The 15,753-nt window shown below is 72.3% G+C and carries 16 protein-coding genes; 5 read left to right on the top strand and 11 right to left on the bottom strand.

Annotation, left to right across the window (positions count from 1 at the left end; genetic code table 11):
• Window positions 1-56 precede the first annotated feature (56 nt).
• Together IG99_RS21095 and IG99_RS51410 are read right to left on the bottom strand one after the other, a co-directional pair.
• Entirely contained in the window at window positions 57-635 is a 579-nt protein-coding gene (locus tag IG99_RS21095; protein WP_037676266.1) for a DNA-3-methyladenine glycosylase I, read from the bottom strand.
• Window positions 632-982, bottom strand: a complete 351-nt coding sequence (locus IG99_RS51410) for a DivIVA domain-containing protein (protein ID WP_037676268.1) — start codon at window positions 980-982, stop codon at window positions 632-634. The genes IG99_RS21095 and IG99_RS51410 overlap by 4 nt, the downstream gene beginning before the upstream one ends.
• A 144-nt stretch (window positions 983-1,126) precedes the next feature.
• On the opposite strand from IG99_RS51410, the gene folP reads away from it, so the two are divergent.
• Window positions 1,127-1,987, top strand: coding sequence for a dihydropteroate synthase (gene folP, locus IG99_RS21105; RefSeq protein ID WP_037676269.1), 861 nt, complete (start codon window positions 1,127-1,129; stop codon window positions 1,985-1,987).
• Window positions 1,988-1,994: 7 nt separating this feature from the next.
• On the opposite strand, the gene IG99_RS21110 is transcribed toward folP, so the two are convergent.
• Complete coding sequence (locus IG99_RS21110; protein ID WP_037676271.1) at window positions 1,995-2,753, bottom strand: LOG family protein; 759 nt, start codon at window positions 2,751-2,753, stop codon at window positions 1,995-1,997.
• Window positions 2,754-2,844: 91 nt separating this feature from the next.
• A complete protein-coding gene (gene dapE / locus IG99_RS21115) occupies window positions 2,845-3,924 on the bottom strand; it encodes a succinyl-diaminopimelate desuccinylase (RefSeq protein WP_037676273.1) in 1,080 nt (359 codons plus the stop codon).
• Between the two features lie 83 nt (window positions 3,925-4,007).
• Here dapE and IG99_RS21120 point away from each other — a divergent pair, with 83 nt between their 5' ends.
• Together IG99_RS21120 and IG99_RS21125 are read left to right on the top strand one after the other, a co-directional pair.
• Window positions 4,008-5,003 carry a heavy metal transporter gene (locus IG99_RS21120; protein WP_199815570.1) on the top strand — a complete coding sequence of 332 codons (996 nt, stop codon included), beginning with the start codon at window positions 4,008-4,010 and terminating at the stop codon, window positions 5,001-5,003.
• A 330-nt stretch (window positions 5,004-5,333) separates the two neighbouring features.
• Window positions 5,334-5,729: a hypothetical protein gene (locus IG99_RS21125; protein WP_037676274.1), complete on the top strand. Its 396-nt coding sequence runs from the start codon at window positions 5,334-5,336 to the stop codon at window positions 5,727-5,729.
• 120 nt (window positions 5,730-5,849) lie between these two features.
• Here the strand turns inward: IG99_RS21125 and IG99_RS21130 are convergent, their stop codons facing one another.
• Entirely contained in the window at window positions 5,850-6,944 is a 1,095-nt protein-coding gene (locus IG99_RS21130) for a bifunctional succinyldiaminopimelate transaminase/glutamate-prephenate aminotransferase (RefSeq protein WP_037676543.1), read from the bottom strand.
• A 134-nt stretch (window positions 6,945-7,078) separates the two neighbouring features.
• A complete protein-coding gene (gene fdxA / locus IG99_RS21135; RefSeq protein WP_030929316.1) occupies window positions 7,079-7,399 on the bottom strand; it encodes a ferredoxin in 321 nt (106 codons plus the stop codon).
• Between the two features lie 140 nt (window positions 7,400-7,539).
• Here fdxA and IG99_RS21140 point away from each other — a divergent pair, with 140 nt between their 5' ends.
• A complete protein-coding gene (locus tag IG99_RS21140; RefSeq protein WP_078947817.1) occupies window positions 7,540-8,565 on the top strand; it encodes a GNAT family N-acetyltransferase in 1,026 nt (341 codons plus the stop codon).
• A 16-nt stretch (window positions 8,566-8,581) separates the two neighbouring features.
• Complete coding sequence (locus tag IG99_RS21145) at window positions 8,582-9,448, top strand: transglutaminase family protein (RefSeq protein ID WP_037676276.1); 867 nt, start codon at window positions 8,582-8,584, stop codon at window positions 9,446-9,448.
• Between the two features lie 27 nt (window positions 9,449-9,475).
• Here IG99_RS21145 and IG99_RS21150 read toward each other — a convergent pair whose 3' ends face one another.
• The 5 genes from IG99_RS21150 to IG99_RS21170 all read right to left on the bottom strand — a co-directional run bounded on the left by IG99_RS21150 (window position 9,476) and on the right by IG99_RS21170 (window position 15,631).
• On the bottom strand, window positions 9,476-10,090 hold the full coding sequence (locus tag IG99_RS21150) for a response regulator transcription factor (protein WP_037676278.1): 615 nt from the start codon (window positions 10,088-10,090) through the stop codon (window positions 9,476-9,478).
• The gene (locus IG99_RS21155) at window positions 10,087-11,295 is read right to left on the bottom strand and encodes a sensor histidine kinase (protein ID WP_037676279.1); all 1,209 of its coding nucleotides are present in this window, start codon (window positions 11,293-11,295) and stop codon (window positions 10,087-10,089) included. Before IG99_RS21155 ends, IG99_RS21150 begins: the two co-directional genes overlap by 4 nt.
• Window positions 11,292-12,032 carry an ABC transporter permease gene (locus tag IG99_RS21160; RefSeq protein ID WP_037676281.1) on the bottom strand — a complete coding sequence of 247 codons (741 nt, stop codon included), beginning with the start codon at window positions 12,030-12,032 and terminating at the stop codon, window positions 11,292-11,294. Before IG99_RS21160 ends, IG99_RS21155 begins: the two co-directional genes overlap by 4 nt.
• A complete protein-coding gene (locus IG99_RS21165) occupies window positions 12,029-12,985 on the bottom strand; it encodes an ABC transporter ATP-binding protein (protein ID WP_234311911.1) in 957 nt (318 codons plus the stop codon). The genes IG99_RS21160 and IG99_RS21165 overlap by 4 nt, the downstream gene beginning before the upstream one ends.
• 153 nt (window positions 12,986-13,138) lie before the next feature.
• Complete coding sequence (locus IG99_RS21170) at window positions 13,139-15,631, bottom strand: hypothetical protein (RefSeq protein ID WP_037676284.1); 2,493 nt, start codon at window positions 15,629-15,631, stop codon at window positions 13,139-13,141.
• Window positions 15,632-15,753: the final 122 nt, after the last annotated feature.

The following is a 15,753-nucleotide window of genomic DNA, read 5'->3' on the forward strand; positions in this document are numbered from 1 at the left end:
TGTGGTTGTTCGCACCCACGCGGCCGAGCCGCAGTTCGATACAGCCCCACGGCCCCTTACCGGCTCACGCACGTTTCCAAGTGATCGTTGACCAACCCGCACGCCTGCATCAGCGCGTACGCCGTCGTCGGGCCCACGAAGCGCAGGCCCCTCTTCTTCAGGGCCTTGGACAGGGCCGTCGACTCCGAAGTGATCGCGGGGACGTCGGCCAGGGTCTTCGGGACGACGTGGACGGCTGGGTCCGGGGCGTGGGACCAGATGAGTTCGTCAAGGTCGCCGGGGGCCCAGTCGGCCAGGGCGCGGGCGTTGGCCAGGGTCGCGTCGATCTTGGCTCGGTTGCGGATGATGCCGGGGTCGGCGAGGAGGCGCTCGCGGTCCTCGTCGGTGAAGGCGGCGACCGAGGCGATCTTGAAGTCGGCGAAGGCGGTACGGAAGCCTGGGCGGCGGCGCAGGATGGTGATCCAGGACAGGCCGGACTGGAAGGCCTCCAGGCTGAGGCGTTCGAAGAGCGCGTCGTCGCCGTGGACCGGGCGGCCCCACTCCTCGTCGTGGTACGTGACGTAGTCCGGCGTGGACAGCGCCCAGGGGCAGCGCAGCGCGCCGTCGGAGCCCGCGAGGGCGGTGCCGTCGCTCACTGGTGGTCCTCCGGCCGGGACTTCTCCATGGAGATGTGGGCCGCGGCGGCCTGGGCGCCGGCCAGCGCGGACTCCAGGTCGGCGATGCGGGCGTCTCGCTCCGCGAGCTCGGCGGCCACGCGATTGAGCGCGTCGTCGACGTCGGCCATGCGGTAGCCGCGGGCGGCGAGGGGGAAGCGGAGGTGGTCGACGTCGGCGCGGTGGATCGGGCGGTCCACCGGGAGCGGGTCGTGGAGCCGCTGGGGCGCTGCCTCGGGGAGCGGGCCGGTGCCCTCGCCGCCGCCGACCACCGCGAGTGTCACCGCGGCGACCACGACGGCGAGCGCGATGACCAGGAACAGGAACATAACCATGGCTTGAGGCCCCACGCTCTGTGTGCTCGAAGTCGAATGTGTCAGGGTCCGATCGTGCCATGCGCGTCCGACAGTTAGGGTCGCAGGCGGGCGAAGAGCAGGACGAACCACAGGTCGTACTAGGAGTGTGCACACGGGATGCTCAGGCTGGGCAGGCGGGAATTCGAACCGCGCGAGCCGGTGGTCATGGCGATCGTGAACCGGACCCCGGACTCCTTCTACGACCAGGGGGCCACGTTCCGCGACGAGCCGGCCCTCGCGCGCGTGGAGCAGGCGGTGGCCGAGGGGGCCGCGATCATCGACATCGGCGGGGTCAAGGCGGGCCCCGGCGAGGAGGTGACCGCCGAGGAGGAGGCGCGGCGGACGGTCGGCTTCGTGACGGAGGTACGGCGGCGCTTCCCCGACGTCGTCATCAGCGTGGACACCTGGCGGGCCGAGGTCGGGGAAGCGGTCTGCGAGGCCGGCGCCGACCTGCTGAACGACGCGTGGGGCGGGGTGGACCCCCGGCTCGCGGAGGTCGCGGCACGCTACGGGGTGGGCCTGGTGTGCACCCACGCGGGCGGCGCGGAGCCTCGGACCCGGCCGCACCGGGTGACGTACGACGACGTCATGGCGGACATCCTGCGGGTGACCGTCGGTCTGGCCGAGCGGGCGGTGTCGCTGGGCGTGCCGAGGGAGTCGGTGCTGATCGACCCCGGTCACGACTTCGGCAAGAACACCCGGCACAGCCTGGAGGCCACCCGGCGGCTGGACGAGATGGTCGCCACGGGGTGGCCCGTGCTGGTGTCGCTGTCGAACAAGGACTTCGTCGGGGAGACGCTGGACCGCCCCGTGAAGGAACGGGTGGTGGGCACGCTCGCGACGACCGCGGTGTCGGCCTGGCTGGGGGCCCAGGTGTACCGGGTGCACGAGGTGGCGGAGACCCGTCAGGTGCTGGACATGGTCGCGTCGATCGCGGGCCACCGCCCACCGGCGGTGGCCCGGCGCGGGCTGGCGTGAGGGAGGCCTACCGGCCCGCCTCCTTCGAGACCAGCGCCACCGCCTCGTCCACGTCGTCCGTCACATGGAACAGCAGGAGGTCGTCCGGTGCGGCCTTGCCCTGGGCGATCAGGGTGTTCTTCAGCCAGTCGATGAGGCCGCCCCAGTAGTCGGTGCCGAACAGGACGATGGGGAAGCGGGTCACTTTCTGGGTCTGGACGAGGGTGAGGGCCTCGAAGAGTTCGTCGAGGGTGCCGAGTCCGCCGGGGAGGACCACGAAGCCCTGCGCGTACTTGACGAACATCATCTTCCGCACGAAGAAGTAACGGAAGTTGAGGCCGATGTCGACGTAGGGGTTGAGGCCCTGCTCGAAGGGGAGCTCGATGCCGAGGCCGACCGAGATGCCGCCCGCCTCGCTCGCGCCCTTGTTGGCGGCCTCCATGGCGCCGGGGCCGCCGCCCGTGATCACGGCGAAGCCCGCCTCGACCAGACCGCTGCCCAGCCGGACTCCGGCCTCGTACTCCGGCGACTCCGCAGAGGTCCTGGCCGAGCCGAACACGCTGATCGCGGGTGGGAGTTCGGCGAGCGTGCCGAACCCCTCGATGAACTCCGACTGGATGCGCAGCACGCGCCAGGGGTCGGTGTGCACCCAGTCCGACGGGCCGCCCGCGTCCAGGAGGCGCTGGTCCGTCGTGCTCGCCGTGACCTGACCGCGTCTCCGGAGGACCGGTCCCAGGCGCTGTTCCTCCGGCGGCTGCTTCTTCCCCTCGGGGTTACCGGTAGCCATGTGCGCTCCCTCCGCTTGCCTGTTTCCACCTCAGCGTAGATCTACGCGGGTTACGTACGGGGGACGTCCGCACGTCTGCCGTACAGCGTCGTCACGCCGTCAGCCAGGCGCGCAGCCGCTCCTCACCGGCGATGATCTTCGCGGTATCCACCCGCTCGTCCCGCTTGTGCGCCAAGTGGGGGTTGCCGGGTCCGTAGTTGACGGCCGGGACCCCGAGCGACGAGAAGCGGGAGACGTCCGTCCAGCCGTACTTCGGCTGCGGGGTGCCGCCCACGGCCTCGATGAACGCCGCCGCGGCCGGGTGGGAGAGGCCGGGCAGGGCGCCGGGGCTGTGGTCGTCCACCACGAACTCGGCCACGCCACAGTCGGCGAAGACCTCCTCGACGTGGGCTATGGCCTCCTGGGGCGTGCGGTCGGGCGCGTAGCGGAAATTGACCGTGACCACGCACTCGTCGGGGATCACGTTCCCGGCGACGCCACCGCTGACGCCCACGGCGTTGAGGCCCTCCCGGTACTCCAGGCCGTCGATCACCGGGTAGCGCGGCTCGTACGAGGCCAGGCGGGCCAGAACGGGGGCCGCCGCGTGGATCGCGTTGGAGCCCATCCAGCCGCGGGCCGAGTGCGCGCGCTCGCCCTTCGTCCTCAGCAGCACCCGCAGGGTGCCCTGGCAGCCGCCCTCCACCTGGCCGTCCGACGGCTCCAGCAGGATCGCGAAGTCGCCCTCCAGCCATTCGGGGTGGGCCTCGGCGACGTGCTTGAGGCCGTTGAGATCGGCGGCGACCTCTTCGTTGTCGTAGAAGACGAAGGTCAGGTCGCGGTTGGAGGCCGGGACGGTCGCCGCGATGCGCAGCTGGACCGCCACGCCCGACTTCATGTCGCAGGTGCCGCAGCCCCACAGGACGCCGTCCGCGTCGAGCCGGGAGGGGACGTTGTCGGCGATCGGGACGGTGTCGATGTGGCCGGCGAGGATCACACGCTCGGAGCGCCCCAGGTTCGTCCGGGCGATCACGTTGTTGCCGTAGCGCTCCACCGTCAGGTGCGGCAGCGTGCGCAGGGCGGCCTCGACGGCGTCCGCGAGCGGCTTCTCGGTGCCGCTCTCCGAGGGGAAGTCGACGAGACGCGCGGTGAGCGCGGCGACGTCCAGCGTGAGGTCAAGCGAGGTGTCGGCCATGGCGACGACCCTAACCCGCCAAGCTGAGGAACACGGTCCGAACCCGGCTCGGCTGCGACCGTACTCTCCAGTACCTTGTACGCGTGCCAGAGCAGTCCCCCTCCTCCCCCAAACGCCGCGGCCGTCTCCTGCGTTACGGAGCGGCCTTCGTCGCCCTGTCGTCGGTGACCGGCTATCTCGCGGTGCAGTACGTCACCGGAGGCGCCGGCAATCCGGGGTGCAAGGTCGTCTCCGGCACGGGCCGGGGGAGCTATGAGTTCTCGCCCGAGCAGGCGGTGAACGCGGCGACGATAGCGGCGGTCGGCACCAATCGCGGCATGCCCGAGCGGGCCGTGACCATCGCGCTCGCGACCGCGCTCCAGGAATCGGGCCTGCGCAACATCGACCATGGTGACCGCGACTCACTGGGCCTGTTCCAGCAGCGGCCCTCGCAGGGCTGGGGAACCCCGGACGAGATCATGGACCCGATCTACTCGGCGGACATCTTCTACAAGCACCTCGCCAAGGTCCGCGACTACACCGGCCTGCCCCTGACCGTCGCCGCGCAGCGCGTGCAGCGCAGCGGCTACCCGGAGGCGTACGCCAAGCACGAGCCGGACGCCACGCTGCTCGCCGCCGCGCTCACCGGGCAGGCGGCGGCCACGCTGACCTGCGAAGGGCGTCCCGGAGCCACCCCGACCGGGGGGCCGGACGCGGTGCGTGCGGCGCTCATGAGGGACTTCGGGCGGGGCGCCGTGCAGGAGGCCGCGGCCGAAGTGGGGGCCCGGAAGTCGCCCTCGCCGTCGGCGAGCGCCACGCCGACCGCGCGAACCGACGGTCGGACCGTGACCGTGCCGGTGCCCGAGGAGGCGAAGGACGCGTCCGGGCGCGACGCGCGGGAGCGGGGGTGGCAGTTCGCCCACTGGGCCGTGGCCAACGCCTCCGCGCTGCACATCGAGCGGGTGTCGTACGCCGGTCGGGAGTGGACCGCCGGGAACACGGACAGCCGGTGGCGAACGACCCGTACCGAGGACGCGGCCGGGGCGGGCCAGTCGGCGGGCGCGGGCGCGGGTTCGGTGCGGATCGTGACAGCGCGGTAGATCTCGATCTCGCCGTGCATCGTGCTCGCTCCGTGGACCATGATCGGGCAGACGTGCGGGGCGTCCCCCTCGGGTGTTACCTGGGCGACAGGGCGCACGGGGTCTCGCGCGCCCGGCCCCGCATAGGCCCGGAACCCTTGAGAACAAAGGGCCGGAAGGATTCAGCGGGCTGTTGCTCGGGGTGCAATTTGCCCGCTTTTGTCCGTAGCTGATTATGCGACGCATTGCCAACTCTTTACGTTGGGGCGCCGCAACCTTCGCGGAGTTCGAGCGGTAGTCACTGCGTCCGAGGTCGGACACGTCAACGTCCTCTCCCGTCAAAGGAGCATCATGACCCTCCCCCTGACCCGTCGGATCGCCCGTGTCGCGCTGATCGTCGCAGCGGGAGCGGCCGCCGGGGCCGGTGCGGCCGGCTCCGCCAGCGCGGCCGCCGAACTGCCCGCCACCCCCAACCTCGGCGGAGTCACCGCCCTGGACGGGGCGACCACCGGCACCCCCGTCGACGGTGCGACCAAGCACGTCACCGGGCTCGCGGACAAGACCGGCGGCAAGGCCGTGAAGAAGGCCGCGCCGACTGCGCAGAAGGCCGCCGGTGAGGCCGCCGGGTCCGCCGGGGACGTCCTCGGGGACACCACGTCGACCGCGACGAAGGGTGGGCTGCCGACGGACTCCCTCGCGAAGGGCGCGAAGCGTGGCCTGCCGGGTGGGCTGCCGATCGGTGGCTGAACCATCGCGTGACGGCGGCGGGGCTCAGGATGCCTTCCTGGGCCCCGCCGCCTTTTGGTGCATGCGGGGGCCGGGGCGGGTTTCAGCCGCGCCCGGCACTGCCGGCTCCGCCCACGCGGGTCACTTGAGGCGCTCCACCGCTGCCCTCACGCGCTCGTCCGTCGCCGTCAGGGCCACGCGTACGAAGGTCGCGCCCGCCTCGCCGTAGAAGTCGCCCGGCGCGACCAGGATGCCCAAGTCGGCCAGGTGGGCCACGGTGGCCCAGCAGGACTCGTTCCTGGTGGCCCACAGGTAGAGGCTGGCCTCGCTGTGTTCGATGCGGAAGCCGTGGGAGAGCAGGGCCTCGCGCAACAGGGTCCGGCGGGCGGCGTAGCGGTCGCGCTGGGCGCGGACGTGGTCGTCGTCGCCGAGGGCCGCGACCACCGCCGCCTGGGTCGGCGCGGACGTCATCATGCCGCCGTGCTTGCGGATCTCCAGCAGGGGCGCGAGGACCTCCGGGTCACCGGCGAGGAAGGCCGCCCGGTAGCCGGCGAGGTTGGAGCGCTTGGAGAGGGAGTGGACGGAGACGATGCCGTCGTAGGAGCCGCCGTTGACGTCCGGGTGCAGGACGGAGACGGGGTCGGCCTCCCAGCCCAGTTCGAGGTAGCACTCGTCGGAGAAGACGAGCACGCCGTGTTCCCGGGCCCAGGCGACGATCCCGGTCAGTTCCTCCTTGGAGAGGACCTTGCCCGTGGGGTTGGACGGGGAGTTCAGCCAGAGGAGCCTGAGGTTGGTGGGGTCCAGGTCCGTGGGATCGTCGTAGACCTCGTACTCGGCCCGGGCCAGGCGGGCACCGACCTCGTACGTGGGGTAGGCCAGGCGCGGGTAGGCCACCTTGTCGCCGGGTCCCAGACCCAGCTGGGTGGGGAGCCAGGCGACGAGTTCCTTGGAGCCGACGATCGGCAGGACGTGGCGGTGGGTGACGTCACGGGCGCCGAGCCGGCGCTCCACCCAGGCGGTGATCGCGTCACGCAGCTCGGGCGTGCCCCAGACCGTCGGGTAGCCCGGGGAGTCGGCCGCCGCGATCAGCGCCTTCTGGATCAGCTCGGGCACCGGGTCGACCGGCGTACCGACGGAGAGGTCGACGATGCCGTCCGGGTGGGCGGCCGCCGTCGCCTTGTAGGGGGCCAGCTTGTCCCAGGGGAACGTGGGAAGACGGTCGGAGACTGCGGACACGCGGTCGGAGACTGCGGACACGTGAGTGGCTCACTTTCTGTACGTACGGCAAACGCCTCGGTCCCGTACGGCCGTGATCACGAGCGATCAGGCCGTACGGGACCGAGGCGGCGCATGCGGGACCGCTGTCCGGCCTACTCGGCCTGCGGCGGCAGCGCGGCGATGAAGGGGTGGTCCCGCTCGATCAGCCCCAGCTTGCTGGCGCCGCCCGGCGAGCCCAGCTCGTCGAAGAACTCGACGTTCGCCTTGTAGTAGTCCTTCCACTCCTCGGGAGTGTCGTCCTCGTAGAAGATCGCCTCGACCGGGCAGACCGGCTCACAGGCACCACAGTCGACGCATTCGTCCGGGTGGATGTACAAGGACCGCTGGCCCTCGTAGATGCAGTCGACCGGGCACTCCTCGATGCACGCCTTGTCCTTGACGTCGACACAAGGCTGCGCGATGACGTAGGTCACGCTGTCGTTCCTCCTCGATAGGGCGCTGGCGGGCCTCCTCAGGCTCCGCCGCCTGGCGCGCGGGAGCGCGGCGTCGTCGATGCCCGCACCTAGTATCTCCGTTCTTGGCCATGATCCGAACAGGAGGGGTGAACCGACCTGTGGAAATCTCTGCCGCCGGACGACTGGAGGTCCGTATCACCACTGCTGACGTGGGTAAACGAGTCTCCGTACGCTGCTTGAGGGAACCTGGTACGTCAACGGAGAAGTTCACCGACACGGTGGGTGTTCTCACATCATGGGACAGCGGTGTGCTGGTGATCACACGAAAGAGCGGGTCGAGCGTCCGGATTCCGGAAAGCTCGCTGGTCGCGGGCAAGGTCGTACCGGCGGCACCGGCGCGGCGCCGGGGGCCCGCCGCGTCGTACGAGGAGCTCGCCCGGGTCGCCGCACGGGCCTGGCGGCCGGTGGAGAGCGAGCGGCTCGGGGAGTGGGAGCTGCGGGCCGCCGAGGGGTTTACCCGGCGGGCCAACTCGGTGCTGCCGCTCGGCGACCCCGGGATGCCGCTCGACGAGGCCCTCACCGCCGTCACGCGCTGGTACGGCGAACGCGGTCTGCCGGCGTACGTGCAGACCGCGACGGGCGCCGAGGGCACGCAGGAGATGCTGTGCGCGGAGCTGGAGCGGCGCGGGTGGGTGCGTGAGGTGACCGCCGAGCTGTGGATCGGAGGGCTCGCGCCCGTCGCCGACCAGGACGCGTCCGTCGAGATCGTGCCGACGCGGAACGTCGATGCGGCGTGGCTGGCCCGGTACCAGCGCAAGGGTGTCGGTGAAGTGGCCCTGAAGGTGCTGGGCGGAGGGCCGTCGGTGTGGTTCGCGTCCGTGCCCGGCGCGACGGCCGGCGCGCCCCCCGCCGCGATCGGGCGCTGCGTCGTGGACGGGCGGTGGGCCGGGTTCGCCGCGGTCGAGGTCGATCCGGCGCAGCGGCGGCGCGGGCTGGCCACCGCGGTGATGGTCGCGCTGGCCCGGCGAGCGCTGGAGGAGGGGGCGTCGGCCGCCTGGCTCCAGGTCGAGGAGGACAACGCGGCGGCGCGCGGGCTGTACTCGGGGATGGGCTTCGCGGCGCACCACGCCTACCACCACTATCGGCAGCCGCCGGCTTCCGAGTCCGGCTCCGGCCTCGGCTGAGGGGAGACGAACCGCCATGTACGAGCCTCCTGTGCCCTCCCCCGGTCCCCCGCCGCCCGAGCGCGCCGCCGAGGTGCGGCGCCGGTTCGCCGAGGAGGTGCGGTCCGAGCGGCCCGACCTGTCGACGCTGTGTCTGCTGGTGGGGGCGGCGGCCGACGGAACACTCGACGAGACGGGCATGGACGCGGCCCAGGCGGAGCTGGACGAGCTCGCGGGCCGGTTGCCGTTCCGGCCCGGCGGGCCGCGCTCCTGGGCCGTGGCGCTGCGGGACCTGCTGGGCGACCGGCTGGGGTTCCGCGGTGGCCCGGCCGACTACCAGCGGCTGGAGTCCTCGCTGCTGCACGACGTGCTGCGGCGTCGGCGCGGGCTGCCGATCCTGCTGTCGGTGGTGTGGGTGGAGGTCGCGCGGCGGGCGGGGGCGCCGGTGTACGGGGTCGCGCTGCCGGGGCACTTCGTCGTCGGGCTCGGACCACAGGACGCGCAGGTGCTCGTCGATCCGTTCGACGGCGGGCGGGTGTTGACGGGGGCGGACGCGGAGACGCTGGTGGCGGGGGCCACGGGGGCGCCGTTGGAGCCGTCGATGCTGGAGCCCGCGGATCCGGTCGAGGTACTGGTGCGCATCCTGAACAACATCCGGGCCTGGGCCACCACGCGGCCCGAGCGGTCGGATGTGGCGCTGTGGGCGGTGGAGCTGTCGCTGGAGGTGCCCTCGCATCCGGCTCGCCTGCGGTACGAGCGGGCGCAGTTGCTGGTGCAGAGGGGGGACTTCGTCGGGGGTGCGGCGGAGCTCGAGTCGTACGCGGAGCTGGTCGAGGTGGTCGACGAGACGGCGGCGGAGAAGGTACGGGGGCAGGCCATGGCAGCTCGGGCCCGGCTCAACTGACGCCTGGGGGCGCTGAATCCGGGGCGCCTACAGCCAGCCCTTCTCCCTCGCGATGGACGCCGCCTCCGTCCTGTTGCGTGCCGCCAGTTTCTGGATCGCCGTGGAGAGGTAGTTGCGCACCGTGCCCTGGGACAGGTGCAGGGCGGCGGCCAGTTCCGCGTTGGTGGAACCGTCCGCCGCCGCTTTCAGGACCTCGCGTTCGCGGTCCGTCAGGGGATTCGCCCCTCCGGCGAGGGCCGCTGCCGCGAGGGTGGGGTCGATGACCCGTTCGCCGGCGAGCACCTTGCGGACGGCCGCGGCGAGTTGGGCCGCGGGAGCGTCCTTGACCAGGAAGGCGTGGGCGCCGGCCTCCATGGCGCTGCGCAGGTAGCCGGGGCGGCCGAAGGTGGTGAGGACGACGACCTTCAGCTCGGGGAGTTCCCGCTGGAGCTCGGCCGCCGCCTCGATGCCGGTCGCGCCCGGCATCTCGATGTCGAGGAGAGCCACGTCCACGTCGTGTTCCCGCGCGGCCGTGAGGACTTCGTCGCCGCGGGCCACCTGGGCGACCACCTCGATGTCGTCCTCGAGACCGAGCAGGGCGGCCAGCGCCTCGCGGACCATCGACTGGTCCTCGGCGAGGAGGACCTTGATCATGCGGCTCATGACGCGGATCCTACGTCCGCGGAGACGGGCGCGGGCACACGGGCCAGCAGCCGGAAACCCTGCTTCGTGCGGCCCGCCTCCAGCGCGCCGCCCGCCTTCTCCAGACGCTCCGTCAGGCCGGTGAGCCCGTTGCCGGGAGCCTTGCCGGAGCCGCCCGATCCGTCGTCCTCGACGCAGAGTTCGAGGGTCGGGCCGTCGAGGGTCTGGCGGCGCACCAGCTCCACCGTGCAGCGCCGGGCTCCGCTGTGCCGTACGACGTTGGTGACGGCCTCCCGCAGGGCCCAGGCGAGGGCGGACTCGCTGTCCTCGGAGACGCCGGTGAGGTCGGGCTCCGCCGGGAGTCGGGCAGTCACTCCGGCCGCCGCCAGGGCGACCTGGGTGCCGGCCAGTTCGGCGGCCAGCCGGGGGCGCCGGTAGCCGGTGACGGCCTCCCGGACGTCGACGAGGGCCTGGCGGCTGACCTGTTCGATGTCGGCGACCTGCTGCGCCGCCTTGTCGGGGTGGTCGGGGAGCATACGGCCGGCCAGCTCGCTCTTCAGCGTGATCAGGGAGAGCGAGTGGCCGAGCAGGTCGTGCAGGTCACGGGCGAGCCGCAGGCGCTCCTCGTTGGCGGCGAGCTGGGCGACGGTGGCCCGGGCCTTGCGCAACTCCACTGTCGTACGGACCAGTTGGCTGACGCCCGTCATCGCGAAGCCGATCAGCAGGACGAGGACCAGCAGGCCGACAGCCTCTTTGAGGCCGGCGTAAATACCGACGAGCAGCATGGTGGCGGCCGCCCCGGGGATCGCCCAGAACGCCAGCCGCAGCGGAAGCACCATCCCGCACGCCACGGAGACGTAGCAGAACAGGCCGAGCCAGGGGGAGCCGAAGGTGAGGGAGAGGACCACGGCGAGCACCGCCATGGAGCCGATGAGGGCGCCGATGAGCCGCGGGGAGTAGGGCGCGGCGCCCATGTCGCGGAAGAGGAGCGAGAGATAGACGGCGACGAACACCGCCAGGCCCAGCCAGCCGGCGACCGTGCCCCCGGTGGTGTGGCGGCCGGACAGCAGGTCGTGGACCGGTGAGCTGAGGAAGACCAGCCAGACCCCGATCCACAGGGCCTTGCGCCGCCACAGCTCGCGGCGGGTACGGGCGGTCTTGCCCAGCGGGATCACCGGTTCCCAGCTGGGATCCTGCGACAGCAGGTCGTCCGTCGTCACGTTCACGCCTTCAGCGTGTCCTTCCGGTACAGCCAGGCCGCGCCGCCCGCGAACAGGACGAAGGAGGCGACGAGCACGGCAAGATCCTGGGCCTGCGGGGCGGAACTCTGTTCGATGGCCCGCCCCAGGTCAGCGTACGCGTGCGTGGGCAGCCACTTGGCGATGTTCTGCAACCAGTCGGGGAACGTGGTCGACGGCATCCACAGCCCGCCGAGCATGGACATCCCGAAGTAGACGATCATCGTGATCGGACGGACGGCGTCCCCGCTGGCGAGGTAGCCGAGGGCGACTCCGAGCGCGGCGAACACCAGGCTGCCGGCCCAGATCGCGCCGGTGAGGGCGAGCCACTGCCAGGCGTCCAGGCGTACGTCCTTCACGGCCGCGGCGACGACGAAGACGATCACGATGGACGGCAGGCTCACCACGGCGGCACTCGCCGTCTTGGCGAGGACGTAGCCGCGCCCCGGCAGCGAGGTCAGCCGCAGCTGCCGTACCCAGCCGCTCTCGCGCTCCTTGGCGATGCGCTCGCTGTTGCCCATCAGGACGGCGGTCAGGGCGCCGAAGGACGCCATGGAGACCATCATGTAGGTCGGCAGGGTCAGACCCGTCCCGTCCACCTTGGTCGTGCTGTCCGCGTTGCCCGCGATGATCAGGAACAGCAGTGACGGATACATCACCGAGAAGAACAGGAACTTCCGGTTGCGCAGGGCGCGGGCCAGTTCCAGCTTGATCAGGCTCTTCACTTCTGCTTCGCCTCCTCGGCGGCGGTGATGGCGACGAAGGCCTGCTCCAGACCGAGCCCGGCGACTTCGAGGTTGCGGGGGTAGAGGCCGAGGCCGTACAGGGCGTGGACGGTGGCGTCGGCGTCGGAGGACTGGATGCGGACGGTGTGGCCCGATACGTCGAGGGACGTCAGGAACGGCAGGTCGCGCAGTGCGGCCTCGTCGGTTCCGGCGATCTCGTCGGCCAGGTCGAAGGAGATCCTCCGAGCGCCCGCCTTCGCCTTGATCTCGGCGGCCGTGCCGTCGGCCAGCAGCCGGCCCCGGTGCAGGACGAGCACCCGGTCGGCGACGGCGTCGGCCTCCTCCAGGTAGTGCGTGGCGAACAGGACCGTACGGCCCGCGTCGGCCTGCTCGCGCATGGTCGCCCAGAAGGACTGGCGGGCGGAGACGTCCATGCCCGTGGTGGGCTCGTCCAGGACGATCAGGTCGCTGTCGCCGGCGGTCGCCAGGGCGAAGCGGACCCGCTGGACCTGGCCGCCGGAGAGCTTGTTGACCTTGCGGTCGGCGATCTGCGCGAGGCCCGCGCGGGCCAGCACGTCGGCGGCGCGGTACGGCCGCGGGTGCAGGGCGCAGGCGAGGCGCACCAGCTCGGCGACCGTGACCTCGTCCATCAGGCCGCCGCTCTGCAGCATGGCGCCCACGCGCCCGGCGACGATCGCCTCGCGGGGGCTGGTGCCGAACACGCTGACCGTGCCGCTGTCGGCCTGCTTGAGCCCGAGCAGGAGGTCGAGGGTGGTCGACTTGCCCGCCCCGTTCGGGCCGAGCAGGGCCACGGTCTCGCCCGGGTGCAGGGCGAGCGTCAGCCCGTCCACCGCGCGTACCTCGCCGTACGCCTTGCTCACCTGGTCGAATCGGACCGCCGGGGTGGCGGCCGTCTTCCCTGTCGTCGACGCTTGCGCCGATGTCGTCGTCATGACAGCCATCGTGGCCGCGGGTGCCTTTGGCCCGGCAGTGTCGGCGGTCCCGAGTGCCGCATGACAGATGTCATGCGGGGGTGCGCAGCCGGGTGCACACGACGGAGGGGGCACCCGGCGTCGGCCGGGTGCCCCCTCTCGTCGTACGAGCCGTCAGTTCGGGTCGGTGTCGATGATCCCGACGCGGTTGGTCCTGCTCGTCAGGGCCGGGCGCAGGGCCTGGATCACGTCCTGGACCGTGACGGGCGTCTTCTGTCCGGTGCCGCGGGTGATCAGCACGCCGTTGAAGGCGCCGCCGTACAGCTCCTTCAGCGCGGCCTCGTTGTAGCTCTCGACGAGTTTGCCGTCGACGGCCTTCACGCCGAGGAACTTCCAGAGCGAGTTCTCCGGGCTGAGCAGGACCGTGTGGTTGGCGTCGGTCTGGACCGTCACCCTGGCGGACATCGCAGGCTCGGCGAACTTCTTCATCATCCGGTCGACCTCGGCGTTGGAGATCGTCGGCTGCTGGGTGGTCGTCGGGACCTTCACCGGCGTGGGCGAGCCGGTCTCCACCAGGGTGCGGTACGCCTGCTCGACCGACGTCTCGGCCTGGCCGACGGCGATGCCCTTGCCGGGCTTGCCGTAGACGGCGACGGCCTTGCCGGACTCGAACTTGATCGTTCCCTCGGTGACCGAGCCGGAGCCGCCCGCCGCGCTCTGCAGGGCCGCCCGCAGCTTCTCCTCGTCGACCGGCATGACGGGGTCGACGACCCGGTGCTGCCCGAAGAGCGAGCCGACCACGGAGACCGGGTTGTAGTCGCTCTTGGCGGCCGCGTCGACCGTGGCCTGCATGTCGAACTGCAGGCCCGCCTGATCGGGCTTGAGCGCGACGGTGCTGCCGTCGACGGACAGCTTCAGCGTCTGCTTGCTCCGGCCCTCGAAGGCGTTGCCGAGCTTCTTGACGGCGTCGTCACGGGTGCCGCCGCCGATGTCGACGCCGAGCACGGTGGTGCCCTTGGGCACGTCGGAATGGTTCATCAGCAGCCCGGCGCCGTAGGCACCGGCCCCGGCGACGACCACGAGACCGCCGAGCAGGACCAGCTTGCTGCGGCCCTTCTTTTTCTTCTTGGCCTGGGCCGCGGGCTTGCTCTGCGTGGCCGGCTCGGGCTTCGCGGGCGTGTGCGGCAGCGGGCCGTCGGTGTGCGCGCCGGGCCCGAACGGGCCCTGCTGGCCGGCCCCGGGCACGACGGGGATGCCGCTGGTCAGGGTGTGCCCGGAGACGTTCTCGGCGGGCCTGCCGTAGCCGCCCGCGGCGGGCTCGGGGACCTGGACCTGGGGCGTGAGGATGGCGGTGTCGTCGCTGAGGCCCGCGGCCTGGGCACGCCCGGCCCGCGGACCGGCACCCGGCGCCATGCCGGGGGCGCCGGCGCCGCCAGGACCACCGGACACACCGGCGCCGCCGGGACCGCCAGGCCCACCGGGACCGCCAGGCCCACCGGGACCGCCGGGCCGCCCGGGACCGCCGGGGAAGCCGTTGGCGCCCGGACCACCCGGCCCACCGGGGACACGCGGGCCCGCGGGACCGCCCGGCCGGCCGTTGGCACCGGGGCTGCCCGGACGACCCGCCGCAGCGCCCGGGGCACCCGGACCGGCCGCGCCGCCCACCGGCGGCACCATCGGGCCGTCTCCGGTGACCGGACCACCGGTCGGGCCCGCGGGGCCCTGCGGCCCGCCCTGTCCGCCGGGCCCGTTCGGCCCGGCGTAGCCACCCTGGCCGCCGGGACCGCCCGGGCCGCCCTGGCCACCCGGACCGCCGCGTCCGTTCGTACCGCCGAAGCCGGGATCGGCGAAGTTCTCGCCGAAGCTCTTCTCACCGGAACCGGTGTTCTGTCCGCCGTCGCTCTCCGAGAAGTACGGCAGCTCGTCGCGGCGCGGTTCACCGGCGCCGGGACGCGAGCCGCCCCGCGGGCCCGCGGCCAGCGCCTCGGTCACGTCGAAGGAGCCGGTGCCGCCACCGTGCCCGGGCGCCACGGGGCCGCCGGTGGCACCGGGCAGCCCCGCGCCGTTCGTACGGCCGCCCTTGGCACCCGGAACGCCCATGGAGCCGACGACACCGCCGGGACGACCGGCACCGGGCCGCGCGCCACCGGCGGCACCAGCACCTCCTGCCGCGCCCGCACCCGAGCCGCCGGAAGCAGCCGCCGTGCCCGAAGCACCCGGCAGACCTGCCCCGTTGGTGGAGCCGCTGCCCTGACCGCCCTTCGGGGCGCCGGATTTGCGGGGCGCGAACCAGTCGCTGGCCTTCTCCTCGGTCGCGGCCGAGGCCGAGGCCGCGGACTCGCCGGCCGACGGCTCGACCGCACCGGTGGGCGGCGCGGCGGCACTCGGCACCTGCGTCTCGCCCGTGTCCTCGCCACTCGCGTCGGAGTCTCCGACGGGCTTGCGCACGACGACCGGTGGAATGGGCCTGGAACCGGGGATGTTGATCCGGATCCTGGTGGTCAGCGTGGTCTCGGTCTTGCGTTCCTCCGGTTGCGCGGCCGAACGGCCCGCGTCCGTACCGGCGTCGGAAGCCATGGGGATCCCGTACGGCGGCGTGCCCGAGGGGTATGCGGCTCCACCGCGCCCGTTGGGCCCGGTGGACGGAGTGTCAGTTTCACGACTCAAGGCTGGTTCTCCCGGTTGGCTCCGCCGCCCGTCACGACCTCACGCGGGCACCTCGGCGGCGCGCACCACCATACTGGCCACTACTGGCGCTTATCCCATGACCGCCGGGGAAACCCACACGG

The sequence above is a fragment of the Streptomyces griseus subsp. griseus genome (assembly GCF_000720255.1).
Taxonomy (GTDB): domain Bacteria; phylum Actinomycetota; class Actinomycetes; order Streptomycetales; family Streptomycetaceae; genus Streptomyces; species Streptomyces griseus_I.

What these genes read in the sequence shown, in the direction of transcription:
- IG99_RS51410 (WP_037676268.1), bottom strand. Translation starts at nt 982, where the DNA reads ATGTTCCTGTTCCTGGTCATCGCGCTCGCCGTCGTGGTCGCCGCGGTG.
- folP (WP_037676269.1), top strand. Translation starts at nt 1,127, where the DNA reads ATGCTCAGGCTGGGCAGGCGGGAATTCGAACCGCGCGAGCCGGTGGTC.
- IG99_RS21110 (WP_037676271.1), bottom strand. Translation starts at nt 2,753, where the DNA reads ATGGCTACCGGTAACCCCGAGGGGAAGAAGCAGCCGCCGGAGGAACAG.
- dapE (WP_037676273.1), bottom strand. Translation starts at nt 3,924, where the DNA reads ATGGCCGACACCTCGCTTGACCTCACGCTGGACGTCGCCGCGCTCACC.
- IG99_RS21125 (WP_037676274.1), top strand. Translation starts at nt 5,334, where the DNA reads ATGACCCTCCCCCTGACCCGTCGGATCGCCCGTGTCGCGCTGATCGTC.
- IG99_RS21145 (WP_037676276.1), top strand. Translation starts at nt 8,582, where the DNA reads ATGTACGAGCCTCCTGTGCCCTCCCCCGGTCCCCCGCCGCCCGAGCGC.
- IG99_RS21150 (WP_037676278.1), bottom strand. Translation starts at nt 10,090, where the DNA reads ATGAGCCGCATGATCAAGGTCCTCCTCGCCGAGGACCAGTCGATGGTC.
- IG99_RS21165 (WP_234311911.1), bottom strand. Translation starts at nt 12,985, where the DNA reads ATGACGACGACATCGGCGCAAGCGTCGACGACAGGGAAGACGGCCGCC.